This is a genomic window from Photobacterium kagoshimensis (genome assembly GCF_050337045.1).
In the GTDB taxonomy this organism is placed as follows: domain Bacteria; phylum Pseudomonadota; class Gammaproteobacteria; order Enterobacterales; family Vibrionaceae; genus Photobacterium; species Photobacterium kagoshimensis.
Map to the genome: position 1 here is coordinate 1 of NZ_JAKJSO010000005.1, position 24,172 is coordinate 24,172.

Consider the following 24,172-nt stretch of genomic DNA (forward strand, 5'->3'; position numbering starts at 1 on the left):
AAACTGGATGTTCTCCACGTCTGTTGAAGGTGCCACTGCGAGTGCTAACTTATATAGCTTAGTAATGACGTGTCGAGCGAATAACATCAACCCATATTACTACTTCGCGCACTTGTTCAAAGTGCTGCCAACGCGTTCACCTCAAGATGATCTTACCGATCTTATGCCATGGAACTTTGACATCAATGAGACCGAATAAGGCCTCACTGCTTAATTAGACGCTTACTGTTAAGGTGTGAGCAACGCAATACAGAAGCCGCTGCAAACCACCTTAATCACTCAAATCAACGCATAGCAAAAATGCCACGCGTTGCGAATCACTCTTAAACAGTTTGTTAGGTGCGTCTTCCAGCCTGTTCCGTATTGATGTTTTCTTTCACGACTCTTGCCGGATTACCTACTACGACTGTATTTTCAGGGACGTCTTGGGTTACAACGCTTCCCGCGCCTACTACAGCACCAAAACCAATGCTTACACCTGGTAAAACAACCACATTAGCTCCAATCCATACCTTATCTGCAATATAGATTGGCTTTGCAAACTCTTCATAGGTATACCGAGTTGCAGCATCAATTGGGTGACCGGCTGTACACAATGTTACGTTCGGACCTATCATCACGTAGTCGCCGATAATAACCTTGCCACAGTCTAAAATGACACCGTTGGTGTTCATATAGAAATTTTTACCAACTTCGATGTTGTAGCCATAGTCACAGAAGAAGTTTCCATTTAATTGAGTCGTTTGGTCAGAGCGACCAAAGAGGCTTTGGATTAAGTCGTTTTTCTCTACGGAATCAAAGCACGAACTAATTTGATGGCACAGTTTGGCAGCTTTGAGTCTATCTTCAGGTAAACCCTCTGAATCAGGATTATACAACTCACCGCTAATATGACTCTTTTCTCTGTTACTTAGTGCTTTCATTTATATACCTAACTTATTGAAGATTGCTCAAAGCACCTAACGCCCTGCCATAAAACGCCAGCAACGCNTTACGACAATATTTAATTRACCACCGCAAACACTAAAGCCAATTCATAYCTAGAATGCCAAGCGTTGAGGGTCGTTTTGATGGCTTTGTTATGCGCTTGCAGATCTCATCCAATATTTACTCTTATTAGGAACTCGACTGATACGCTTGCTCTTTATTAGCTCGTTAATAACACGAGTAAAATCTGATTTAGACAAAGGCAATATGCTTTGCAATTCAGTTGAAGTTTTGGGTGTGTGTAATAATGACAATAGTTGTTTCTCAGGTGAGTTTGACTTCTTTATATTTACAACGTTGTCACCTATATCTTCCTCAAGAGGAAAAGTACTATTAGCACCAACCAATTCGCACTGAAACCTAAAAGCATGAAGCAAAGATTGGTCTTTCGAGTAAAGCATTATTTCTGTCATTGATATTTCCCTAACAGTCATTTGACTTAATAATCTAGCTAAAGAAGCTATGATATAAAAGTCAGCTTGATTTGAGTTTTGAGGGTAGCCACCAAGAAAGTGATACATTTCTAACTCACAATGCTTTTTTACGGTTTCATCATTAGAAAAGACTAGAACTTTATCTAAAACAGAAACATTAATGTCATCTAAAGGTTTTAATCCTACATTTTCTGCATCAACAAAAATTACTTTCAAAACTATCATTAACCTACGTGGAATTAGGTTATTAAGARAGCATATTCCGACTTTGCATAATATGACTTTTCTCTCACTTTTCGACTCTGGTGTAAGCACTTAGCTTTAGCGCATAACGCCTGCAATAAGGTGTGCCCCACCGAACCAGCAAAGCACACCAAACTTCATACCAAAACCGCCGAGTGTAACGCATCACCTTGATTGCCTTGTTATGCGTATGAATTGTGAAGCTACATATTGTATTCAACATACATCTTATGATGAACAATCAAAATACTATAACTCATTGAGTCTCCAGCTAACTTCCACATAACCATCAATGTTTTTCTTACTGAGTATCAGTAGATCAACATGTTTTCCATAAGCATCTCGTGCATACCATTCTGACTGAATAAGTAAATCTTCATAGCCATCCTGAGTAAAATCTCCACGAGCGAGTAAAGTAAGATACACTTCATCCTGTGTCGTCAATAATTTGAAGGTATTCTCATTTTCTATCGTAACTTTAGTTTTTTCATCATAAGAAAGAAATGATTCACCTTGCTTTCTTACAAAATCACTATAATTAATAAACGGCGTAATAGCCGCTGGAAGTTGATAGATGAATTCAGAATCAATCTCTTGAGGGAAGTTATTGCCTTGAGAATCTACAGCAGTAGCAAATTTATCTATTGCAATACATGAAGTCAAAAGAAGTTTGAATCGATAATAATCATAGTCAGCAACAGTAGCAATATCAATTTCGCCTGCCTGCTCACATGTTTTCACTACTAAATTTTCAGTTGTAAGCAATGTGTACTCGTAACCATTCAAACTAACAACATTATCTGATGTTTTTGAAAACACAAACCCCGGGAAATACTCCTGAAAAAGTATTTTTTCAAACATGCTTGTATTAGCAGTGCATGCTAACAAAAACATAGAGCACAAAGAAATAGTTAATAATGTTTTCATAATAATCAGGTCGTAGACTTAGGAGCTTCTGAAGGTTTAGTTTTTGGTACGGGCACAGAATTAAGCAACTGTTTAACGTACTGATTACGCGCTGAATTTACATCTGGCCGATTAGATTCAGTTGCTGCTTTTTTCCAATCTCCATCTTTTAATGCACTATTGAATTTTTTAAAAATATTGACAATTTTCGTTGCACCAAGATTGAAAATCATATCAAACAGAGCTAATTGTATATTTTTATGCAATTTATCAAAATCAGCTGTATACCCATTGGATTTTTTATAAATATTGCTAAGTTCAGAGTAAAAACTATTAATATGCTTATCTCTCTGACTATTGATATCAATATCTTTCATAACTAATTTTGTATGAGATTTAAAGCTACGCGCTCCATATCTCTTGCCATATGGGAGCTTGGAAATATTATCGTATTCTTCTTGTTTTTCAAACATAGTTGCAACTTGAGAAGGTAAGTTGTTTTTGGTTTTATATAGTCTTACTGTTGCTATAGCATTTCGGCTAGAAATAAGGTGTCCCACACCAATTGTGACTTTTCCTTTTGTATCTAAGTATAGGTGATTAGAGCGACCTTCATATTGCTCTATTTTCTTAATAACCTCTTGTTTTACATTTTCTGCTAATGGCATTGATTATTCCTTATTGTCAGTTATGATTATCACAAACAAATATGCACCATTAGAGTATCAAGATTATAGATACCTGCGGCAGTAGTATCTCTATAACTTGAGAGACATTTCGCATAACGCTGGCATAAAGTGCGCCAACGCTGAACTTACAAAACCAAATACACTTCAAACCAAAACCGCCGAGTGTCAGGCGTCACCTTAATGCCTTTGTTACTAGGCCTATCGACTTAGCTTAAGCAGCTTGCCTGCCATGATGAAAAGAAACTAAAAACGGCGCTGATTAAGCGCGACAAACACCCAACTCAAGGCAGACAAATTCAAAACTATAACCACGAAAATTACTGCGCGTTTACCCACAAAATAGCGGCAACGATAAAGTTAGCACTATGGTTTACCTAGAAAAGATGAACCAAAAACGAGCGCCAATACTGATAAAAAGGCAGCCCAAACTAAAGCCGCGAACAACACCCGCGATTCTATTTGTTTCGGCTACCACCAAAATGTAACCACAGGTATGCCAACGCACCGATCACATTATTGAAAGCGGCATTCCTCGAAAATGGTGAGGCAATAGCTGAGAAATTTAAGAACGAGTAAGTACGCGGAGCATCAATCGCCACGGCCGAACCATGATTAAAACCAAATACAGAAGTTGGCGCGGTTACCAGCGAACATTCACGCAAGTCGTTGAGACGTTTAAAAACAAGAAGCCGCTACAAACGACGAACAATTCTTACTGCATACGAATACATCTGGAACTGACCAACGCACAGCGACAACGGAGTAAAGTAAACAAAAAGAACTCAACCAAGTCGAGTAACGCTCGCCATAATACGCCAGCAACGCATTACGAACATGTTGATAGACCACCGAAAACACCACAGCCAATTCAAACCTAGAATGCCGAGCGTTGGTGGTCGTATTAATGGCCTTGTTACCCGGCCGTTCGACTTGGGTGAAGCAGCTTGCCTGCCATGATGAAAGGCAATTAAAAAAAGCACTGATTAAGCGCGACAAACACCCAACTCAAAACAGACAAATTCAAAACTATAACCACGAAAATTACTGCGCGTTTACCAACAAAATAGCGGCTACGATGAAGTTAGCACTATGGTTTAACTAGAAAAAATGAACCAGAAACGCCCGCCAATATTGATTAAAAGGCAGCCCAAACTAAAACCGCGAACAACGCCCACAATGCTATTGCTTACGGCAACCACCAAAATGTAACCACTTCCCTGCCAACGCACCGACCACAATATTGAAAGCGGCAATCCTCGATAATGGTGCGGCAATAGCTAAGAAATTTAAGAACTAGTAAGTACACGGAGTATCAACCGCCACGGCCGAACCATGGTTAAAACCCAATAAAGAAGTTGGCGCGGTTACCAGCGAACATTCACACAAGTCGTTGAGAAATTTAAAAAAAAGAAGCCGCTATGAACGACGAACGATTCTTACTGCATACGGATTTATCTGGAATTGACCAACTCACAACAACAGCAGAGTTAGGTAAGCAAAAAGAACTCAACCAAGTCGGGTAACGCTCGCCATAATACGCCACAACGTATTACGATAATGTTGATAGACCACCGAANACACTAAARCCAATTCAGACCTAGAATGCCGAGCGTTGGTGGTCGTATTGATGGCYTTGTTAGGCAGCTCTTTCATCTTGGTACATCGGAAGCTGATCTGAAACTTGCGAANAAATAACATCAAATGCGCAGCGAAAAGACATGCATATATCAACACCTTCGGAAATCCCGCTCAAACTTTTATATGAAGCAATAAGGGACGGATTATATTCTTTATACATTTGAAGCAAATTAAACTGTGAACTCACTGAAAGTGGGTATAGCACATCTATCCAACTTTGAAGCAAATTCAATTTTTCATCTATGCTATAACCATCTTCCGTTAATCCATACTTATCCCATAAATTATAAAGTGTCTTTTCCTCAACCAATATCCTCTTGAACCGTTGTCCTTCAAGTAACCTATGGTTTCGTCGATATTGTTTTTTATATGAATAAAACTTTATTAGTTTGTGGCACATATAAAAAGGGGAAAAGCAGACAGTTACCATAGTGATAACACTAGATAACAAAAAATATAAACAAAGGTTTTTAACACTTTTATCAACTAAATTTACTTTTGATTTCCAATAGCCTGAAACCATTCCACTAAAACTTAACGTCCCTAACATAGCCTGATTTTTGTTCATCTTTATATCTATGCTTAAATTCCTACACACATCTTCTTTATACATTGCGTAACCTGATGTACAAAAACTAGCTAAGTAACTGACAAACAGCCCTATCAATAACGATCTCAAAGAACATAAGCATACAAAACAACCTAACACCACGTCAAACCAATATCACCAAGTAGTTCTAAACCAGACAACTATTTTGATGAGTAAACATCGCTGCCTAACGCCTTGGCATAAGGTGCGCCAACGCAGAACTTACAAAAACAAATACACTTCAAACCAAAACCGCCGAGTGTAACGCGTCACCTTAATGCCTTTGTTACCCGGCCGTTCGACTTGGCCAAAGCAGCTTGCCTGCCATGATGAAAGGCAGTTAAAAAATGCGCAGATTAAGCGCGACAAACACCCAACTCAAGGCAGACAAATTCAAAACTATAACCACGAAAATTACTGCACGTTTACCCACAAAATAGCGGCAACGATGAAGTTAGCACTATGGTTTACCTAGAAAAGATGAACCAGAAACGCTCGCCAATATTGATTAAAAGGCAGCCAAACTAAAGCCGCGAACAACGCCCACAATTCAATTGCTTACGGCAACCACCAAAATGTAACCACTTCCCTGCCAGCGAACCGACCACAATACTGAAAGCGGCAATCCTCGAAAATGGCGAGGCAATAGCTGAGAAATTAAAGAACTGGTAAGTACACGGAGCAACAACCGCCACGGCCGAACCATGGTTAAAACACAATAAAGAAGTTGGCGCGGTTACCAGCGAACATTCACGCAAGTCGTTGAGACGTTTAAAAATAAGAAGCCGCTACAAACGACGAACGATTCTTACTGCATACGAATTTATCTGGAATTGACCAACTCACAGCAACAGCGGAGTTAGGTACACAAAAAGAACTCAACCAAGTCGGGTAACGCTCGCCATAATACGCCACAACGTATTACGATAATGTTGATAGACCACCGAAAACACTAAAGCCAATTCAGACCTAGAATGCCGAGCGTTGGTGGTCGTATTAATGGCCTTGTTACCCGGCCGTTTGACTTGGGTTAAGCAGCTTGCCTGCCATGATGAAATGCAGTTAAAAACTGCGCTAATTAAGCGCGACAAACACCCAACTCAAGGCAGACAAATTCAAAACTATAACCACGAAAATTACTGCGCGTTTACCCACAAAATAGCGGCAACGATGAAGTTAGCACTATGGTTTACCTAGAAAAGATGAACCAGAAACGCTCGCCAATATTGATAAAAAGGCAGCCAAACTAAAGCCGCGAACAACGCCCACAATTCTATTTCTTTCGGCAACCACCAAAATGTAACCACTTCCCTGCCAGCGCACCGACCACAATATTGAAAGCGGCTATCCTCGACAATGGTGCGGCAATAGCTGAGAAATTTAAGAACTGGTATGTACGCAGAGCATCAACCGCCACGGCCGAACCATGGGTAAAACCAAATACAGAAGTTGGCGCGGTTACCAGAGAACATTCACGCAAGCCGTTGAGACATTTAAAAACAAGAAGCCGCTATAAACGACGAACGATTCTAACTGCATACGGATTTATCTGGAATTGACCAACGCACAGCGACAGCGGAGTTAAGTACACAAAAAGAACTCAACCAAGTCGGGTAACGCCCAATTAAGTAGTGAGCAACGCTACCACTAAACCTAAATCATTGTACCGTAAACACTAAAGCTGACTGAAACCGAAAATGCCGAGCGTTGCGAATCTGCTTGAATTGCTTGTTAGCTGTTGTGGTTGATATAGTCACCTAATATTTTGATGGCTTCAATACCATCGTGAACTGGCAACTCGTTGTAGTTGAGCCCTTGCTCTATAACCCGATGTATAATTGTTCCCTTGCCAGCACCAAACCGAGGGTGAACATGAGGATTTCGCATTAACCGTAGAGCTGTCAGCTTAGTTCCCATTACTTCATCAATTACGTCAACTTCGCGAGCTTTGTCTATTAGCTTAGCAAAACCCTTGGTGCATACCGATTCGTGCTCGGTCAAAACAAAATAATTTGCTAGACAGTGCTCAACAACAAGTTGACATAGCAAAATGCAAGCTATGAAATTCCCTTGGACAAAACTACTTTCAATTTCATGCAACACAAAGGGGTCAAGACCACCAGAGAACATCATATTGTCGCGGTGCAAATCAACAACATGATTACGGAAAAACGCTTCTCTCTTCTCTGGAGAGTCGTAGTCCTCATACTTTTCTACCCAATCCAACTTACAACCTCCTGAGACAGCTAACGCCAGCCATAAGGTGCGCCCCATCGAACTCACCAAGCCAGCTGAACTTCAAACCAAAACTGCCGAGTGTAGAGCGTCACACTTGATGGCCTTGTTAGGCAACAATTATTTATGTTACCTACAAACATTCACTACATATTAAGCTTAAGCTATTGCTTCATGATTTCTTATAGATTTTATCGTGAAGTAATAATAAACATAGGAAGATGCAAGTATCAAATCGATCGCGACGATTAAATACAGTAAATTTATTATTTCATGATTTACTAAATAATGAATTGCAACCATTGCCCAAACAAAACGAACAACACCATTAAATAATGCAATTTCAATACGCGATGACACATTCTTAGATGCATAAATGAGTATAATTCCAACAAGAAATAATGCTAAACCAGCAGTATTGAGAAATAGCATATTCCCTCCATCACTTGGAGGGATCCAATCATTACCGCCAAGCCCAAGGAAGGTATTTAACCAATTAAACAAATTAATATACGATTCATGTAGAAATGGCATTGAGAATGGAAATGCAACAACACAATTAAAAACACCGCCCCCCATAACCCAACGTTGCGCAGCTCTTTTACTATCCATAATAATCTAACAACCTCCTGTAAATTTAACGCTCGTTGCCTAACGCCGCATTAAGGTGTGAGCGACGCTTGGCTATACTTGAGCGAAGCGAAACTGCCAAGCGTTGCGAATCACTCTTAAATGCTTTGTTAGCCGTTTTCATCACCATATAATTTGTCGAAATGAACATACAGAATTGAGTTTACTCGTTCTATCCAGTCCAACACCTCAATAGGGTAGCCATCAATTCCAATATGCTCTAACCACAACCTATAAGGTCTATTGCAAAAAGTTAAAGTCGTCGCCATATATCGGATATCTGGCGGATGGTAAAAAGGAAATGGATCGTATGTATGATCTTCATTCCGAGCTAAGCACCAGTCCAATGAGTCATTCCACGATGCATGAATTGACTCAGACATCATCCCAAATGTGTAAGTATATTGTTTGGGGTCTTCAACCTCTTTGAATATTTCAAAGAAATTCTTACCTTGAAGCTTCCAGCGGTTTTTCTTCTGTGTAGAGAATGAATCGCGATCAAAGCCTTCAATATCGAGCTTATCCATCACGGATTGATAAATACGCTTCCCTGCTTTAGTCTCAAAAAAAGGATTACCATCATCGCACTCTCGAAGGATTCGTAAGCGATCTTTATATGACACTTTCCTATAATCCTCTATAACTTCAGAATTTGACTTCAATAGAAAGCTAGCAGTAACCGCTGACTCAAGCAAAGGACGCTCTAGCACACTAATTATTTCAGCGTTCTCAACCGCATAATAACTAACGATTTCTTTCATTAACTTCCACACCTTTACCAGTAAACCGATAATAGGTGCATCATCCAAAGAGTAACCTGAAGGGTTTCTTTCGATGTTTTTGACTCTCGTCAGACAGTCATATATTTCCGCAACATCTCGATAAAAGATCGTTGCAAGTTCATTGATGTCTTCTAAAGAACCTAATCTAGACGAAATAAAGCTAGGCTCGTATTTTTGTAAAATTGCCTCGAACTCTTCCAAAGACTACCTCGATAGTTATCAAAATGGCTAACGCCCGCTTAACTTGCTGCCAACTGCACCGAACTCAAACAGACCACCGTAATCACTGAAGCCAAACCGCACCAAAAATGCCACAGGTTGGCAGTCAGGTTTAAGCGATTGTTAGGCACCATTTGCCCTCATGTTAAATTCGTCAGCTAAGAAATTGGCATTCTTTATATACTGACGTGCTGTTGCAGTGGTTATATCTGAGTCAGTCGCATGTACTGCCTTATTACGCAATAAACGTAGCTCTTGATGAGCGGTTTGGAATGCGTCGATATCTAAGTTTCTTTCTCTAGCGAGCTTGAACAGACCTTGATGTGACATATCTTGAGAAAACCCTTTGGCAATGCAAAAGGCGCTAGTTGCCTTTTGCACTTTCAGCCATGCTTCCAAAACTGCAGCTCTAGGCGATGTTTCAGCTAAGTCTTCAAGAGCCACTGTTGCCTCTGCAGTATCAGTACCGATCTTAATTTTCTCACTTTGCTCAAACGAAACTAATTTTTCTAACCGTTCTTGAAATTCTGCTTCTATTTCACCGTACTTAAACTTAGATACCCGTCCAAGTAACTTTCCCATAGGCTCTTTCAAGATCAGTACGCATAGGAGAACTGTTATTGGCCATGCAAGGGAATCGATTATTGATGCTACAAATTCGAGTGTCTTCATATAACTATTTTCCTACGTACTACTCTGATAGTGCCTAACGCCTTGGCATAAGGTGCGCCAACGCTGAACTTACTAAAACAAATACACTTCAAACCAAAACCGCCGAGTGTCAGGCGTCACATTAATGCCTTTGTTACCCGGCCATTCGACTTGGGTGAAGCAGCTTGCCTGCCATGATGAAATGCAATTAATAACTGCGCTGATTAAGCGCGACAAACACTCAACTCAAAGCAGACAAATTCAAACCTATAACCACGAAAATTACTGCGCGTTTACCCACAAAATAGCGGCTACGATGAAGTTAGCACTATGGTTTACCTAGTGAAGCCGCACCTTACATTTGCAATGAAATTGATAACAACGCAGCCAAAACCAAAGCCGCGAACATCACCCACAATTCTACTGTTTACGGCAACCACCAAAATGTAACCACTTCCCTGCCTGCGCACCGACCACAATATTGAAAGCGGTATTCCTCGATGATGGTACTGCAATAGCTGAGAAATTTAAGAACTGGGAGTACGCAGAGCATCAACCGCCACGGCCGAACCATAGTTAAACCAACTACAGAAGTTGGCGCGGTGACCAGCGAATATTCACGCAAGTCATTGAGATGTTTAAAAATAAGAAGCCGCTACAAACGACGAACGATTCTTACTGCATACGAATTTATCTGGAATTGACCAACTCACAGCGACAGCGGAGTTAAGTACACAAAAAGAACTCAACCAAGTCGGGTAACGCCTGCATAACACGTTTGCTACGATACAGACCTAACTGAATTTTAGCGCCTTAATCACTGAAACTAAAGGCAAACTGACAACGCCGAGTGTAGCAAATCGTGTTGATGCATTTGTTATGTGCGTACTGACTATAAATACCTTAGCACTTTCCCGTATGTCCCAGATAACTCTTGACCTAAATCCTGAAACATAGCTAGCTCACTAGAATAAGATGAATGCAGATTAGATTCAGCTGCTACAAATACTTTAGGATATATATAGTCTTCGAACTGATCGGCTGTAATGTCAACGATCACGTCTTTTACTGTAACCCAAGCATGACTACCCATATTACCTATCGTGCCCGAAATAACTGAGACGTCCTCAATTCCTTTGTCTTTCAGATAAGTAGCCAACATTTGAGAACTATTCAAGCACTGTCCATGGGGAAATCTAGCTTTGAAACCATATGTTGAAATCGACGTATCACTAGCGATTAATCTATCGATAGCATCTCTAAACTCGGTTGCTAATTGCTCCAAATTATCCATTTTTCCCTCCAAGCACATAACGCCTTGGCATAAGGTGCGCCAACGCAATACTTACAAAACCAAATACACTTCAAACCAAAACCGCCGAGTGTCAGGCGTCACATTAATGCCTTTGTTACCCGGCCGTTCGACTTGGGTTAAGCAGCTTGCCTGCCATGATGAAGTACAATTAAAAACTGCGCTGATTAAGCGCGACAAACACCCAACTCAAGGCAGACAAATTCAAAACTATAACTGCGAAAATTAACTGCGTGTTTACCCACAAAATAGCGGCTACGATGAAGTTAGCACTATGGTTTACCTAGAAAAAATGAACCTAAAACGCTCGCCAATATTGATTAAAAGGCAGCCCAAACCAAAGCCGCGAACATCGCCTACAATTTAATTGTTTACGGCAACCACCAAAATGTAACCACTTCCCTGCCAGCGCACCGACCACAATATTGAAAGCGGCATTCCTCGATGATGGAGCGACAATAGATGAGAAGTTTAAGAACGGGAAGTACGCAGAGCATCAACCGCCACGACCGAACCATGGGTAAAACCAAACAAAGAAGTTGGCGCGGTGACCAGCGAACATTCACGCAAGTCATTGAGACGTTTAAAAATAAGAAGCCGCTACAAACGACGAACGATTCTTACTGCATACGAATTTATCTGGAATTGACCAACTCACAGCAACAGCGGAGTTAAGTAAACAAAAAGAACTCAACCAAGTCGGGTAACGCCTTGGCATAAGGTGCGCCAACGCTGAACTTACTAAAACAAATACACTTCAAACCAAAACCGCCGAGTGTTAAGCGTCACCTTAATGCCTTTGTTACCCGGCCGTTCGACTTGGCTAAAGCAGCTTGCCTGCCATGATGAAATGCAATTAAAAACTGCGCTGATTAAGCGCGACAAACACCCAACTCAAGGCAGACAAACTCAAAACTACAACCACGAAAATTACTGCGCGTTTACCCACAAAATAGCGGCTACGATGAAGTTAGCACTATGGTTTACCTAGAAAAGATGAACCAGAAACGCTCGCCAATACTGATAAAAAGGCAGCCCAAACCAAAGCCGCGAACAACACCCACAAAATGACTGCTTACGGCAACCACCAAAATGTAACCACTTCCCTACCAACGCACCGACAACAATATTGAAAGCGGCCATCCTCGATAACGGCGCGGCAATAGATAAGAAATTTAAGAACAAGTAAGTACACAGAGCATCAACCGCCACGGCCGAACCATGGTTAAAACCTAACAAAGAAGTTGGCGCGGTTACCAACGAACATTCACGCAAGTCATTGAGACATTTAAAAATAAGAAGCCGCTATAAACAACGAACGATTCTAACTGCATACGGATTTAACTGGAATTGACCAACTCACAGCAACAGCGGAGTTAAGTACACAAAAAGAACTCAACCAAGTCGGGTAACGCCTGCAATAAGGTGCCCCACACCGAACCAACAAAGCACACCGAACTCCATACCAAAACCGCCGAGTGTAACGCATCACCTTGATTGCTTTGTTATAAGCCTACAGCATCGCAAAAAAGACACGATCCAGATTCACCGGCTATTGTAAAACCTCTACAACCAACACACGACACACACAATAATTAAAAGCTAGAACCACAAACAAAACAAATACAACAAAAATAATTAACAGATGAATTAAAAAAAAGCACAAACCTAAGCCAAGGCAACCAATCAGAGACTGTTTTAGTTGCTTAAAATCAGCACAATTTATTACCCAGTTTAGTTTCCGATTGATATTCAAGTTGAGCGCAACACAACCACTTGTTGGAAGCAAGGATATAGTTGTTCCATAATCAATGCCGCACTGTTCTTTTAAAAAAGTGTCTGATTGATTATGAACACTAGTCCCTTTGATCTTGGGTTTAGGAGCATCTGGTTTCAACCATAAAGCCTTATATAGCTCTTCAGCCTCAGTTCCTTGAAGGGCTGATTTACCAAAATAGACATACGCAATACCAAGTGCAAGCTTAGCTAAAAACCTAACATCAAAGTCTAGATTCATAGCAACCTGATTATTTCGCTCTTGCCCATTTGAACAATTTTCATGAAAGTAATCTATTCTCTCATTGTCTAATTCAGTTGCATCAGTAAAACCTATAGATTTAGGGTCGGCTCCTTGTATTTGTGTACACATTATTTTATCTACTTTCTTTCCACAAAAAGCGTCTTTGAATGCATACCATGAAATTTGAGGAGCTTTTAAAGTACGTTCAGAGAACATGAAATATGCTCTTGAACGCACTTTTTTTACTGTTCTTGGGTTTCCTCCTGAATACCAATACTTTTGTTCGTCATGAGGCCTAACCCAGAACACCTGTTCACCTAAAGGCCCTAACCAGTATTCGCAAACCTCATCATCTTTTAATTTAGGCGGCTTCAAATCGCTAATGCCCATACAGCGTAATGGAAGCCCGTTAGACAGTGTTGGAGAAAATAATGAATATGCAGTTTCATTTAAGTGATTAAACACCATAAAATCTTTTTCAAATGCTGCATCAACAAACAAACCGAGATTGCTATTACAATCTTTACAAACGTCCCTTGTTTTCAGATGATCTGGCGCTTGGCTACCGCCAAGAAACTGTGGAATTACATGCTCCAGGCTAAACTTATTGACTTCTTTATCTTGCCTGCAATAGATACAGTTCTTCATTATTACCTCGAAAAAATATAACGCTTGCCATAAGGTGTGCCCCACTGAACCAATAAAGCGCACTGAACTCCATACCAAAACTGCCGAGTGTAAAGCATCACCTTGATGGCTTTGTTAAGCAGCAATTCTATTGTTTGCGCTCTCTATCGTAATCTAACTTATTTTGTTGACCATCAAAATCAAAGCCTTAAACTTAAGGCAATATGAAACTTGGTACTATATAACATAATGAATACCTGTATTGAAGTTCTGTCTTTCGAACAACTGTCCGCTGTTTATGCGCGTCAAACTTCTGGTTTGATGGCTCAAACGTATGCGTGTGGCATCCGATGGAATGACGGAAAAGAAACCAAAGCTTTTGTAAAGCGGTTTAGCACTACCCGAACATTAGCTTTAGTTAACGAAGTAACTGGTTATATCATTGCGAAACATTGTGGTTTACCTGTTCCCCGATATGCTGGATTAATCAAGACTGCTCCAGAGCAGTTTGATGATGAATCAGAACAATATAGCAATTGGGCGTTTGTGGTCAGCAGCTTGGAAGGCTCTACACCTGGTAGTTTCTATGAAGTAGATGACATTCAGTCATGCACAACTTTGATGAACTTAGTCGCTGGTTGGGACAAAGTATCCGATGCCATCGCATTTGATGACTGGGTTGCGAACGAAGACCGACATTTAGGCAATATTATGGTCGCAGGTAAAAACCGCATTTACCTTTTTGATCATAGCAACCTCCCTATTACTCTTAACTGGCAAGCAAGCCAGCTAGACCCAAACCACGTGGCAAAAAGTATACTAACAAATAACCTCTATGCTCTTAACTGCACGCCACTGCCTGTAAAATCTATGGTAGCTCATGCTACTAATGCTCATGAAGAAGTTTATAATTGCATTAAACAGGAACTTTGCTACTGGTGGGACGTTCTTCTAGCTGAAGATCCCGAACGACGAGAAGCTCTAGAAAGATTTATAGAAACAAGAGCTACTTTAGGTAACAACCGTGTTTGTGAAAGCTTGAGAATGTTGGCATAAATGATGAAAACGTTAAACGATATTTTAAACTCAACATCTAGAACTACCAATGTTTCGGGTAACTGGTATCAGTTTCAGTGGACACCCGATATAACAACGGGAGAGTCTTTAAACATTGGCGTAGGCTTTAAAGAACATTCCGGCGAATTTAGCGTGCAAATGCTAGATTACTATGAGCGCATTAACTGCTTTTATGGCAAAGAAATGCAATTTCAACTTGAGTTGGCGTGTAACGTAGCTAGAGAACTTGTATTCAAGAAAGAACTTACTGATTCACACAACTTAACACCACAAATTAAACTAACCAAAAAAGGTTTTGCGCAAGGTAAAGATGCATCTGAAGTACTTGGTAATCTTTACAAAAACACAGTGCCATTAGGTAGAAAAGTTAGGAAAGTAGCAACAAATAGATTCTCATCTACATCTCGCGACGCTGTTTATAACAGCTTGAAGGAGAAACTAAAGATGAATCTTGACGTTACTTATTCTCTTCACGTACCTGAAAATCCTTACAAAACAGTCAGCGAAGGTAATGTAATACATAATTTGTTTTTGCCCTATAAAAAAACAAATGGTGTCGCAACATTAGTTTCTACTGCGTATTCCGATGTTCAACGAGTTAAATGTAACCTGTTTGATGGTTATCGCGATATTGATATCGCTTCAAACCATCTGAGAACAAAAGGAAACGCAGTATTTTTGATGCTGCCTGATGACTCTTTAAAACGAGAAACTCAGATCGAAATCGAAAATGAACTCGATAAATTTATCTGGCTACTCAAGCCTCACAATTTCCATGTCGGATCTCACGTCGAAGTCGACTCTCTAGCAGATGAAATTGCAGAGTGGTGTCAAAACAAGGTCGCGTAATCCACAAAGCCTGTAACCTCGTAGTTGAAGTTACAGGCTGCTGCTTAACGCTTGGCATAAGGTGCGCCAACACTGAACTTACTAAACCAAATACACTTCAAACCAAAACCGCCGAGTGTCAGGCGTCACATTAATGCCATTGTTACCCGGCCGTTCGACTTGGCCAAAGCAGCTTGCCTGCCATGATGAAAGGCAATTAAAAACGGCGCAGATTAAGCGCGACAAACACCCAACTCAAGGCAGACAAATTCAAAACTATAACCACGAAAATTACTGCACCCTTACCCACAAAATAGCGGCAACGACAAAGTTAGCACTATGGTTTACCTAGAAAAGATGAACCAAAAACACGCGCCAATACTGATAAAAAGGCAGCCCAAACTAAAGCCGCGAACAACACCAACAAAGTTACATTGTCACGACAACCACCAAAATGTAACCACTTCCCAGCCAACGAACCGACCACAAAATTAAAAGCGGCACTCCTCGAAAATGGCGAGGCAATAGCCAAGAAATTTAAGAACTGAGAGTACGCGGAGCATCAACCGCCACGGCCGAACCATGGTTAAAACAAATAAAGAACTTGGCGCGGTTACCAGCGAACATTCACGCAAGTCGTTGAGACGTTGAAAAACAAGAAGCCGCTACAAACGACGAACGACTCTTACTACATACGAATTTATCTGGAATTGACCAACGCACAGCAACAGCGGAGTTAAGTACACAAAAAGAACTCAACCAAGTCGGGTAACGCTCGCCATAATACGCCAGCAACGCATTACGATAATGTTGATAGACCACCGAAAACACCATTGCCAATTCAGACCTAGAATGCCGAGCGTTGGTGGTCGTATTGATGGCTTTGTTATGGCTACTTTTCTGAGCGTATGGTGTTCAATTTTCCCACGCTACCGCCAAGCAAAGTGTGTGATTTTCTGCTCGCACGCATGATATACCACCAAGTGCTTAACGATAAGAGCACTTTACTATTTTATTGTTAATAATCATATTGTTGATAGCTAACGTTGCCTTCAGAAATAGCGCTGCTTTCACGTTAGACAAATGAATATGATTTTTGCTGGATCGAGCAGAGATAACTCGCTGTGCGTTGTAGAGTGGAAGGGGAATCCGAATAACTGACGAGATTATGAAAGCCCCCCTTAACTGGCGTTGGGGAAGCAGTTGCTCTTGATAAGATGCTACTAAACAAACAGTTAAACATCAGCGAAGCTACCATAGAATTGCCAGCCTTATCGCTTTTTAACCTATGCAAATCGCTGCCAATATTTCAGATCATCGAGCTTCAAATACGACTATATTTTGTAGCCATAACGCCTGCAATAAGGTGCCCCACTCTGAACCAGCAAAGCACACCGAACTTCATACCAAAATTGCCGAGTGTAACGGGTCACCTTGATTGCTTTGTTATAAGCCTACGCATCGCACCAAATACACTTTCCATTTTCTTTGTTTATTTTAATTTCTCTGCAATCAACACACGACGCATTCAATATTTCCAAGCTATGTCCACAAACGAAACAATTATATGTGAAATTATTGTCAGATGATTTAATCAATGTGTCAATGTTATGCCGCTTCCACCGTTCAGCTTCATAAAAGTAGATTTGATTAAACTTCGCTTCACAGTAATTACACTCAAAAGATTTCGATTTAGGATTAAAACCAAAAAAGCGTTTCACATGGCTAGGAGGCAATGCATTTATTACTAATGATAGCTCTTCATGAACTTCAAAGTACCTATAACCCTCTAGTTCTTCTTTATCAAGTAATTGAAGATCATTACTAGGTAGTTTTGAGTGATATTCAAATCGTGAATCAATCCAACCTTGGCAACCAAAAAAGTATTCATGGGCAGTTAGAATAGCATTGGCTAACTCTGGAGGCTGAATAGAATTTTTAGCATTAACCGAATGAATTATTTTGTTTCGTATATTGCGCATTTGATTAAACCAAGTGGTAAAACCATCATCTAACCTTTCTTCTCTAAAAGTATTATGAATTTTAATCAAATCTTGAGCATCTATAGTACGAAAATCCATAAAACTTATATCAGTTTTATCAGCCTTCTTCGGCCAACTCCTTCCATCATTAGCAATTAGTATATATGGCGAAACATCAGCAATCCTTCCTTTGAGGAAGAACTCTACGGCTTGCTGTACTAGAGTGAATGCAGACATTAATACTGGCTTAGAGTGCTCTAAATACTTTAACTCAAACTCACTATCTGATGAAAATTCCAAATGCTCTTCGTATTCTTTTTGAAGCTGAACCAAGCTATCCCATGCTGAATGTATGAGAGAGTTACCCATCTGAAAAAAATCATCGCTACTTGGTACATCAAAAACCATTTTTACTTCCAAATTAAATATTTATCTTGGCTTATAACGCCTTGGCATAAGGTGCGCCAACGCTGAACTTACAAAACCAAATAAACTTCAAACCAAAACCGCCGAGCGTTAAGCGTCACCTTAATGCCTTTGTTACCCGGCCGTTTGACTTGGGTTAAGCAGCTTGCCTGCCATGATGAAATACAATTAAAAATTGCGCTGRTTAAGCGCGRCAAACACCTAACTCAAGGCAGCCAAATTCAAAACTATAACCACGAAAATTTCTGCGCGTTTTCCCACAAAATAGCGGCTACGATGAAGTTAGCACTATGGTTTACCTAGAAAAGATGAACCAGAGACGCTCGCCAATATTGATTAAAAGGCAGCCCAAACTAAAGCCGCGAACAACACCCACAGTTCGAATATTTGCGGCAACCACCAAAATGTAACCACTTCCCTGCCAGCGCACCGACCACAATATTGAAAGCGGCTATCCTCGAAAATGGCGCGGCAATAGCTGAGAAATTTAAGAACTGGTAAGTACGCGGAATAACAACCGCCACGGCCGAACCATGGTTAAAACCAATACAGAAGTTGGCGCGGTTATCAGCGAACATTCACGCAAGTCGTTGAGACGTTTAAAAACAAGAATCCGCTATGACCGAGGAACGACTCTTACTGCATACGAATTTATCTGGAATTGACCAACTCACAGCGACAACGGAGTTAGGTAAGCAAAAAGAACTGAACCAAGTCGGGTAACGCTTGGCATAAGGTGCGCCAACACTGAACTTAACAAGCCAGCGGCCTTCATACCAAAACCGCCGAGTGTAACGCGTCACCTTGATGCCTTTGTTAACTGAAAATTACAATGCACGTTTAGAGTTAGTAACAAAGCTTGTGTTTGATAAAGGTGATTTGTAATAATCCTCATCTAAAAATCTTAATAAGACTTTCAAATCAGACTTATTACTTGGGATTTTTATAACCTCATCACCATTTACATCAACAGTAACGAATGGAATATTGAATTCAGATGCAACAGCTTTCATAACATTTATAGGGACTAGCTCTAAAATATCACTCTGTTGAATCAATGATATTTTACGCCTAACCCAGCTATCTGATATTTCAATTAGGTTATCTACATCTGATACTTGGACAGCGTCACTTGAAGAAAATATTGTAATATCATCATTTGTTGCTTCTTTGTAATATTCGCTTAAATCAAACATTTGACGTGCCATAAAGAAGCTATGAAAACGCAGCTTACCACCTTCAAGAATCGCAGTTAACTTTGAATCAACAGTTAAACCAATACCTTCGATTTTCTTATATACATTCGCCGAGTGAAATATGGAAAGTCCATTCGTTGAGATAATACGTCTTCTATCGAAGTTTTGAAGCAATACCTTTACATCACCATTGCCATCTGAATAACCAGTAAATAGCGCCTTGATATCACCAAAAAAACTTTCTGTTGGTTCAACCACTTCCACTGAAAGTGGATTGGTAATTGCGTTAGATAAATTATCAATATCATCATAGTTATCAATAAATAACACTTCACCATCATCTGGCTTATATTTACCATCAAATGGTATTTGCTCTACTGACAAGTCAAAAGCAGCCTCCTGTTGTTGTAAATATGTTGTCAAATCATCCTGTACAGCAGAAGAAAGATCGAACTTCACAATACGTTTTGCAGGATCGCTTGTAAGTGCAAAAAGGTTAAATAACATTTACTTCTCCATAAGCATACTATTTGATATTAACTTGACTTCTTTGATTGTTTTAGGATCTCGTATATTTCTTTTTGATATTAATGTATATACAACACCACTATCAGACTCAACTTTATAAAACTTGTATTTCAATAAATACATTAATGGATGTGATGGTATATATGGCATAACCCACAGAGCAACCATTAACAACCCAAGAATTAGTGAGATTATTTCAAAGTTAAGCTCAACCATTCTCATAATTACTGGCGCAGTATATGCGGCTAAAAAAACGACAAGAAAATAATCTGTCGACTCCACCTTTTTCGCTTTAAAATTAACCGTTTCGCCCTGCTTTATTATCAACTTGAAAATCAAAGCGAATAGAATTAAGCCAAGAACAAACACCGACACTAATTGGTAGAACAACAAATCTGCACCAGATATGAAGTATCTAACAATAGCTAATGCTAATAATGTCGGAGAAAATGATGACAAGAATAAAATTGTCTTTAACGAGTTACGCATACTTCTCCTTTTCAGTTAACGCCTTGGCATAAGGTGCGCCAACGCNNNACTTACAAAACCAAATACACTTCAAACCAAAACCGCCGAGCGTTAAGCGTCACCTTAATGCCTTTGTTACCCGGCCGTTCGACTTGGTTAAAGCAGCTTGCCTGCCATGATGAAGTGAAATGAAAAAGTACGCTGATTAAGCGTGACAAACACCTGATTCAAGGCTGGCAAATTCAAAACTATAACCACGAAAATTACTGCGCGTTTACCCATAAAATAGCGGCTACGATGAAGTTGGCACTATGATTTACCTAGAAAAGATTAACTAGAAACGCTCGCGAATATTGATAAAAAGGCAGTCCAAACTAAAGCCGCGAACAACACCCACAATTTTACTGCTTGCGGCAACCACCAAAATGTAACCACTTCCCTGCCAACGCACCGACCACAATATTGAAAGCGGCTATCCTCGAAAATGGCGAGGCAATGGCTGAGAAATTTAAGAACAAGTGAGTACACGGAGTATCAACCGCCACGGCCGAACCATGGCTAAAACCAATACAGAAGTTGGCGCGGTTACCAGCGAACATTCACGCAAGTCGTTAAGAAGTTTAAAAACAAGAAACCGCTATGACCGACGAACGATTCTAACTGCATACGGATTTATCTGGAATTGACCAATTCACAGCGACAGCGGAGTTAAGTACACAAAAAAACTGAACCAAGTCGGGTAACGCCTGCAATAAGGTGCCCCTTACTGAACTAACAAAGCACACCGAACTCCATACCAAAAATGCCGAGTGTAACGGGTCACCTTGATTGCTTTGTTATAAGCCTGATTCAAGCGTCACACGGTCAGTGTCTACTCGAATTACTCCAAAATCACCCTCAACAAGTAATACACCGTCTTTCCATGAGATACCTTCAACCTCACCTAATGTTGGAAGCTCATGAAGTGTTGTCTTCTTAGCTGAAAGGCTTAATACCTGAAATTTAATATCTAATGGTAAAGAATTACGATTGCTCGCATATAATTTTACTCTTTCTCCATTTTCTGTGAGGAATAACATTTCAATGTACAAGTTATTGTACTCTTGAGTTAGTTCCAGAAGGTCGGAATCAAGTAGTTTTTCGAGTAACATATTTCTCCTAGAGCTACTAATGAGTGCTTAAACTACAATCAGAGCAGCGTGCATACATAGTCTTACACTTTCGTGACCCTACTGTTTAACACAAACTGAGGCTTTGTTACGCAATAGCGATTTCACGCAGAATTAGCTGTCAAAATCAGAAAAAACTCTAATTGAATTTCAAGGTTTAACAAAACCATCAGGCTTCAGTGGCCTTTTTTATTTGAAGAATAGTGGTTGCCGTGGATTTTTCTTTTACGCAACAAAGCCACAAACTGATGGAGAACAATCTGTTTATACCAGTTCGATTTCCAATTTCTATGATGGCTTATCAACACATTCAAAAGTTACAGTAGCCTTAGGGTAATTACCTAAAATATAAGGTCCTGGGTTTTCATGCGTATTAATTAGTTTAATAGTCTTGCCTAAGCTGCCACAGAAACGATTGGCTTCTCCCAAAGCTTCGGCAAGCAACGGTTCATTGCCAGATGGAAATGCTCCCTCTTGGCGTGAGATTACAAAAGTATTTTCACCAGCGGGTGTCGGTCCAATTGTTTTAGAAGCACAACCAGAAGCCAATAAAACGAAACTAATTGAGAATATAAACTTTTTAACCATAAGTGTTCTATCCGTTAGGCAAATGCAATAGCTTTTAACTCTTGCATTGAAAGGTTTGAATATTGCTTATGCACCTGTAAAGATAACCTTGCAAAGTTGGTCGCACTTCCAATACCATCAATGGCCTTAAAGTTACCAACTCTATAGCTAACACTGCCCAATGATACTCCGATTTTGTCAGCTATTTCTTGTTTCGATAAAGGGGAGTTTTCAACTCCGAACTTTTTCAAAAACAAAATCATAAGATCGTCTTTTTCGACCCATGTATGATTTACCATGTGGCTCCTTAGGCTTATAACGCCTTGGCATAAGGTGCGCCAACGCTAAACTTACTAAACCAAATACACTTCAAACCAAAACCGCCGAGTTTTAAGCGTCACCTTAATGCCTTTGTTACCCGGCCGTTCGACTTGGCCAAAGCAGCTTGCCTGCCATGATGAAATGCAATTAAAAACTGCGCAGATTAAGCGCGACAAACACCCAACTCAAGGCAGACAAATTCAAAACTATAACCACGAAAATTTCTGCGCGTTTACCCACAAAATAGCGGCAACGATGATGTTAGCACTATGGCTTACCTAGAAAAAATGAACCAGAAACGCGCGCCAATACGGATAAAAAGGCAGCCCAAACTAAAGCCGCGAACAACACCCACAAAGAGACATTGTCACGACAACCACCAAAATGTAACCACTTCCCTGCCAGCGCACCGACCACAATGTTGAAAGCGGTATTCCTCGATAATGACTAGGCAATAGCTGAGAAATTCAAGAACAAGTGAGTACGCGGAGTATCAACCGCCACGGCCGAACCATGCTTAATACCAAATACAGAATTTTGCGCGGTTACCAGAGAATATTCACGCCAGTCGTTGAGACATTTAAAAACAAGAAACCGCTACAAACGAGGAACGATTCTTACTGCATATGAATTTATCTGGAATTGACCAACTCACAGCGACAGCGGAGTTAAGTACACAAAAAGAACTCAACCAAGTCGGGTAACGCCTTGGCATAAGGTGCGCCAACGCATTACTTACAAAACCAAATACACTTTAAACCAAAACCGCCGAGTGTCAGGCGTCACATTAATGCCATTGTTACCCGGCCGTTCGACTTGGTTAAAGCAGCTTGTCTGCCATGATGAAATGCAATTAAAAACTACTCTGATTCAGCGCGACAAACACCCCACTCAAGGCCGGAAAATTCAAAACTATAGCCACGAAAATTACTGCGCGTTTACCCACAAAATAGCGGCTACGACGAAGTTAGCACTATGGTTTACCTAGAAAAGATGAACCATAAACGTGTGCGAACACTGATAAAAGGCAGCCCAAACTAAAGCCGCGAACATCGCCCACAAAATTACTGTTTACGGTAATCACCAAAATGTAACCATTTCCCTGCCAGCGCACCGACAACAATATTGAAAGCGACTATCCTCGATGATGGCGCGGCAATAGCTAAGAAATTTAAGAACTGGTAAGTACACAGAGTATCAACCGCCACGGCCGAACCATGGTTAAAACAAATAAAGAAGTTGGCGCGGTTACCAGCGAACATTCACGCAAGTCGTTGAGACGTTTAAAAATAAGAAACCGCTATGACCGACGAACGATTCTAACTGCATACGGATTTATCTGGAATTGACCAACTCACAACAACAGCGGAGCTAGGTAAGCAAAAAGAACTCAACCAAGTCGGGTAACGCTTGCCATAATACGCCAGCAACGCATTACGGTAATGTTGATAGACCACCGAAAACACCATAGCCAATTCATACCTAGAATGCCGAGCGTTGAGGGTCGTATTGATGGCTTTGTTATGGCTACTTTTCTGAGCGTATGGTGTTCAATTTTCCCACGCTACCGCCAAGCAAAGTGTGTGATTTTCTGCTCGCACGCATGATATACCACCAAGTGCTTAACGATAAGAGCACTTTACTATTT

At 40.4% G+C, this 24,172-nt stretch carries 36 protein-coding genes; 13 read left to right on the top strand and 23 right to left on the bottom strand.

Features of this window, described 5'->3' with window-relative positions; genetic code table 11:
* On the top strand, positions 1 to 199 hold a 199-nt coding region (locus L4C35_RS00320), incomplete at its 5' end, for a transposase domain-containing protein (RefSeq protein WP_428461016.1).
* Positions 200 to 335: 136 nt separating this feature from the next.
* On the opposite strand, the gene L4C35_RS00325 is transcribed toward L4C35_RS00320, so the two are convergent.
* The 5 genes from L4C35_RS00325 to L4C35_RS00345 all read right to left on the bottom strand — a co-directional run bounded on the left by L4C35_RS00325 (position 336) and on the right by L4C35_RS00345 (position 3,921).
* The gene (locus L4C35_RS00325; protein WP_409388255.1) at positions 336 to 923 is read right to left on the bottom strand and encodes a sugar O-acetyltransferase; all 588 of its coding nucleotides are present in this window, start codon (positions 921 to 923) and stop codon (positions 336 to 338) included.
* Between the two features lie 156 nt (positions 924 to 1,079).
* The gene (locus L4C35_RS00330; protein WP_428461017.1) at positions 1,080 to 1,646 is read right to left on the bottom strand and encodes a hypothetical protein; all 567 of its coding nucleotides are present in this window, start codon (positions 1,644 to 1,646) and stop codon (positions 1,080 to 1,082) included.
* Between the two features lie 267 nt (positions 1,647 to 1,913).
* Positions 1,914 to 2,591: a hypothetical protein gene (locus tag L4C35_RS00335; protein ID WP_428461018.1), complete on the bottom strand. Its 678-nt coding sequence runs from the start codon at positions 2,589 to 2,591 to the stop codon at positions 1,914 to 1,916.
* Between the two features lie 5 nt (positions 2,592 to 2,596).
* Complete coding sequence (locus tag L4C35_RS00340) at positions 2,597 to 3,238, bottom strand: lysozyme family protein (RefSeq protein ID WP_428461019.1); 642 nt, start codon at positions 3,236 to 3,238, stop codon at positions 2,597 to 2,599.
* A 476-nt stretch (positions 3,239 to 3,714) separates the two neighbouring features.
* Entirely contained in the window at positions 3,715 to 3,921 is a 207-nt protein-coding gene (locus tag L4C35_RS00345; RefSeq protein ID WP_428461020.1) for a hypothetical protein, read from the bottom strand.
* Positions 3,922 to 4,163: 242 nt separating this feature from the next.
* Here L4C35_RS00345 and L4C35_RS00350 point away from each other — a divergent pair, with 242 nt between their 5' ends.
* Both L4C35_RS00350 and L4C35_RS00355 read left to right on the top strand, forming a co-directional pair.
* Positions 4,164 to 4,361: a hypothetical protein gene (locus L4C35_RS00350; protein ID WP_428461021.1), complete on the top strand. Its 198-nt coding sequence runs from the start codon at positions 4,164 to 4,166 to the stop codon at positions 4,359 to 4,361.
* A gap of 1,402 nt (positions 4,362 to 5,763) precedes the next feature.
* Positions 5,764 to 5,961, top strand: coding sequence for a hypothetical protein (locus tag L4C35_RS00355; RefSeq protein WP_428461022.1), 198 nt, complete (start codon positions 5,764 to 5,766; stop codon positions 5,959 to 5,961).
* Positions 5,962 to 6,010: 49 nt separating this feature from the next.
* On the opposite strand, the gene L4C35_RS00360 is transcribed toward L4C35_RS00355, so the two are convergent.
* The gene (locus L4C35_RS00360; protein ID WP_428461023.1) at positions 6,011 to 6,244 is read right to left on the bottom strand and encodes a hypothetical protein; all 234 of its coding nucleotides are present in this window, start codon (positions 6,242 to 6,244) and stop codon (positions 6,011 to 6,013) included.
* 241 nt (positions 6,245 to 6,485) lie between these two features.
* On the opposite strand from L4C35_RS00360, the gene L4C35_RS00365 reads away from it, so the two are divergent.
* A complete protein-coding gene (locus tag L4C35_RS00365; RefSeq protein ID WP_428461024.1) occupies positions 6,486 to 6,683 on the top strand; it encodes a hypothetical protein in 198 nt (65 codons plus the stop codon).
* A 76-nt stretch (positions 6,684 to 6,759) separates the two neighbouring features.
* Here the strand turns inward: L4C35_RS00365 and L4C35_RS00370 are convergent, their stop codons facing one another.
* The 5 genes from L4C35_RS00370 to L4C35_RS00390 all read right to left on the bottom strand — a co-directional run bounded on the left by L4C35_RS00370 (position 6,760) and on the right by L4C35_RS00390 (position 10,024).
* Positions 6,760 to 6,966 carry a hypothetical protein gene (locus tag L4C35_RS00370; protein ID WP_428461025.1) on the bottom strand — a complete coding sequence of 69 codons (207 nt, stop codon included), beginning with the start codon at positions 6,964 to 6,966 and terminating at the stop codon, positions 6,760 to 6,762.
* Positions 6,967 to 7,217: 251 nt separating this feature from the next.
* Positions 7,218 to 7,760 carry a hypothetical protein gene (locus L4C35_RS00375; protein ID WP_428461026.1) on the bottom strand — a complete coding sequence of 181 codons (543 nt, stop codon included), beginning with the start codon at positions 7,758 to 7,760 and terminating at the stop codon, positions 7,218 to 7,220.
* 120 nt (positions 7,761 to 7,880) lie between these two features.
* On the bottom strand, positions 7,881 to 8,333 hold the full coding sequence (locus L4C35_RS00380; protein ID WP_428461027.1) for a hypothetical protein: 453 nt from the start codon (positions 8,331 to 8,333) through the stop codon (positions 7,881 to 7,883).
* 128 nt (positions 8,334 to 8,461) lie between these two features.
* Positions 8,462 to 9,334, bottom strand: a complete 873-nt coding sequence (locus L4C35_RS00385; protein WP_428461028.1) for a DUF5677 domain-containing protein — start codon at positions 9,332 to 9,334, stop codon at positions 8,462 to 8,464.
* Positions 9,335 to 9,475: 141 nt separating this feature from the next.
* Entirely contained in the window at positions 9,476 to 10,024 is a 549-nt protein-coding gene (locus L4C35_RS00390) for a hypothetical protein (protein ID WP_428461029.1), read from the bottom strand.
* A 124-nt stretch (positions 10,025 to 10,148) separates the two neighbouring features.
* Here L4C35_RS00390 and L4C35_RS00395 point away from each other — a divergent pair, with 124 nt between their 5' ends.
* Complete coding sequence (locus L4C35_RS00395; protein ID WP_428461030.1) at positions 10,149 to 10,346, top strand: hypothetical protein; 198 nt, start codon at positions 10,149 to 10,151, stop codon at positions 10,344 to 10,346.
* A 549-nt stretch (positions 10,347 to 10,895) separates the two neighbouring features.
* Here L4C35_RS00395 and L4C35_RS00400 read toward each other — a convergent pair.
* Positions 10,896 to 11,297 carry a hypothetical protein gene (locus L4C35_RS00400; protein WP_428461031.1) on the bottom strand — a complete coding sequence of 134 codons (402 nt, stop codon included), beginning with the start codon at positions 11,295 to 11,297 and terminating at the stop codon, positions 10,896 to 10,898.
* A 106-nt stretch (positions 11,298 to 11,403) separates the two neighbouring features.
* Between L4C35_RS00400 and L4C35_RS00405 the strand changes: the two genes are divergently transcribed.
* The gene (locus tag L4C35_RS00405; RefSeq protein ID WP_372021519.1) at positions 11,404 to 11,544 is read left to right on the top strand and encodes a hypothetical protein; all 141 of its coding nucleotides are present in this window, start codon (positions 11,404 to 11,406) and stop codon (positions 11,542 to 11,544) included.
* Positions 11,545 to 12,108: 564 nt separating this feature from the next.
* Positions 12,109 to 12,306, top strand: coding sequence for a hypothetical protein (locus tag L4C35_RS00410; RefSeq protein WP_428461032.1), 198 nt, complete (start codon positions 12,109 to 12,111; stop codon positions 12,304 to 12,306).
* On the opposite strand, the gene L4C35_RS00415 is transcribed toward L4C35_RS00410, so the two are convergent.
* Entirely contained in the window at positions 12,303 to 12,590 is a 288-nt protein-coding gene (locus L4C35_RS00415) for a hypothetical protein (protein WP_428461033.1), read from the bottom strand. The two genes, L4C35_RS00410 and L4C35_RS00415, sit on opposite strands and share 4 nt — an antisense overlap.
* Before the next feature lie 277 nt (positions 12,591 to 12,867).
* Complete coding sequence (locus tag L4C35_RS00420) at positions 12,868 to 14,046, bottom strand: HNH endonuclease (protein ID WP_428461034.1); 1,179 nt, start codon at positions 14,044 to 14,046, stop codon at positions 12,868 to 12,870.
* A gap of 165 nt (positions 14,047 to 14,211) precedes the next feature.
* Between L4C35_RS00420 and L4C35_RS00425 the strand changes: the two genes are divergently transcribed.
* From L4C35_RS00425 to L4C35_RS00435, 3 genes are all read left to right on the top strand, one after another.
* Entirely contained in the window at positions 14,212 to 15,018 is an 807-nt protein-coding gene (locus L4C35_RS00425; protein WP_428461035.1) for a HipA family kinase, read from the top strand.
* Entirely contained in the window at positions 15,019 to 15,888 is an 870-nt protein-coding gene (locus L4C35_RS00430; RefSeq protein WP_428461036.1) for a hypothetical protein, read from the top strand.
* 133 nt (positions 15,889 to 16,021) lie between these two features.
* Positions 16,022 to 16,219 (top strand): hypothetical protein, encoded by a 198-nt coding sequence (locus L4C35_RS00435; RefSeq protein WP_428461037.1) that lies wholly within the window; start codon positions 16,022 to 16,024, stop codon positions 16,217 to 16,219.
* A gap of 1,102 nt (positions 16,220 to 17,321) precedes the next feature.
* On the opposite strand, the gene L4C35_RS00440 is transcribed toward L4C35_RS00435, so the two are convergent.
* The gene (locus L4C35_RS00440; protein WP_428461038.1) at positions 17,322 to 18,257 is read right to left on the bottom strand and encodes a hypothetical protein; all 936 of its coding nucleotides are present in this window, start codon (positions 18,255 to 18,257) and stop codon (positions 17,322 to 17,324) included.
* Positions 18,258 to 18,380: 123 nt separating this feature from the next.
* Between L4C35_RS00440 and L4C35_RS00445 the strand changes: the two genes are divergently transcribed.
* Positions 18,381 to 18,578, top strand: coding sequence for a hypothetical protein (locus L4C35_RS00445; protein ID WP_428461039.1), 198 nt, complete (start codon positions 18,381 to 18,383; stop codon positions 18,576 to 18,578).
* A gap of 50 nt (positions 18,579 to 18,628) precedes the next feature.
* On the opposite strand, the gene L4C35_RS00450 is transcribed toward L4C35_RS00445, so the two are convergent.
* The 7 genes from L4C35_RS00450 to L4C35_RS00480 form a co-directional block, all read right to left on the bottom strand.
* Positions 18,629 to 18,853, bottom strand: a complete 225-nt coding sequence (locus L4C35_RS00450) for a hypothetical protein (RefSeq protein WP_428461040.1) — start codon at positions 18,851 to 18,853, stop codon at positions 18,629 to 18,631.
* A 249-nt stretch (positions 18,854 to 19,102) separates the two neighbouring features.
* Entirely contained in the window at positions 19,103 to 19,978 is an 876-nt protein-coding gene (locus L4C35_RS00455; protein ID WP_428461041.1) for a Kiwa anti-phage protein KwaB-like domain-containing protein, read from the bottom strand.
* A complete protein-coding gene (locus L4C35_RS00460; protein ID WP_428461042.1) occupies positions 19,979 to 20,488 on the bottom strand; it encodes a hypothetical protein in 510 nt (169 codons plus the stop codon). It abuts the gene before it with no gap.
* Positions 20,489 to 20,868: 380 nt separating this feature from the next.
* The gene (locus L4C35_RS00465; protein WP_428461043.1) at positions 20,869 to 21,066 is read right to left on the bottom strand and encodes a hypothetical protein; all 198 of its coding nucleotides are present in this window, start codon (positions 21,064 to 21,066) and stop codon (positions 20,869 to 20,871) included.
* Between the two features lie 237 nt (positions 21,067 to 21,303).
* Complete coding sequence (locus L4C35_RS00470) at positions 21,304 to 21,618, bottom strand: hypothetical protein (RefSeq protein WP_428461044.1); 315 nt, start codon at positions 21,616 to 21,618, stop codon at positions 21,304 to 21,306.
* Positions 21,619 to 21,924: 306 nt separating this feature from the next.
* Positions 21,925 to 22,224: a hypothetical protein gene (locus L4C35_RS00475; protein ID WP_428461045.1), complete on the bottom strand. Its 300-nt coding sequence runs from the start codon at positions 22,222 to 22,224 to the stop codon at positions 21,925 to 21,927.
* A gap of 14 nt (positions 22,225 to 22,238) precedes the next feature.
* Complete coding sequence (locus L4C35_RS00480) at positions 22,239 to 22,502, bottom strand: winged helix-turn-helix domain-containing protein (RefSeq protein ID WP_428461046.1); 264 nt, start codon at positions 22,500 to 22,502, stop codon at positions 22,239 to 22,241.
* Positions 22,503 to 22,608: 106 nt separating this feature from the next.
* On the opposite strand from L4C35_RS00480, the gene L4C35_RS00485 reads away from it, so the two are divergent.
* The gene (locus L4C35_RS00485; RefSeq protein ID WP_428461047.1) at positions 22,609 to 22,806 is read left to right on the top strand and encodes a hypothetical protein; all 198 of its coding nucleotides are present in this window, start codon (positions 22,609 to 22,611) and stop codon (positions 22,804 to 22,806) included.
* A 508-nt stretch (positions 22,807 to 23,314) separates the two neighbouring features.
* Positions 23,315 to 23,512, top strand: a complete 198-nt coding sequence (locus tag L4C35_RS00490) for a hypothetical protein (protein WP_428461048.1) — start codon at positions 23,315 to 23,317, stop codon at positions 23,510 to 23,512.
* A gap of 76 nt (positions 23,513 to 23,588) precedes the next feature.
* Here the strand turns inward: L4C35_RS00490 and L4C35_RS00495 are convergent, their stop codons facing one another.
* Positions 23,589 to 23,786 carry a hypothetical protein gene (locus L4C35_RS00495; protein WP_428461049.1) on the bottom strand — a complete coding sequence of 66 codons (198 nt, stop codon included), beginning with the start codon at positions 23,784 to 23,786 and terminating at the stop codon, positions 23,589 to 23,591.
* Between the last annotated feature and the right edge of the window lie 386 nt (positions 23,787 to 24,172).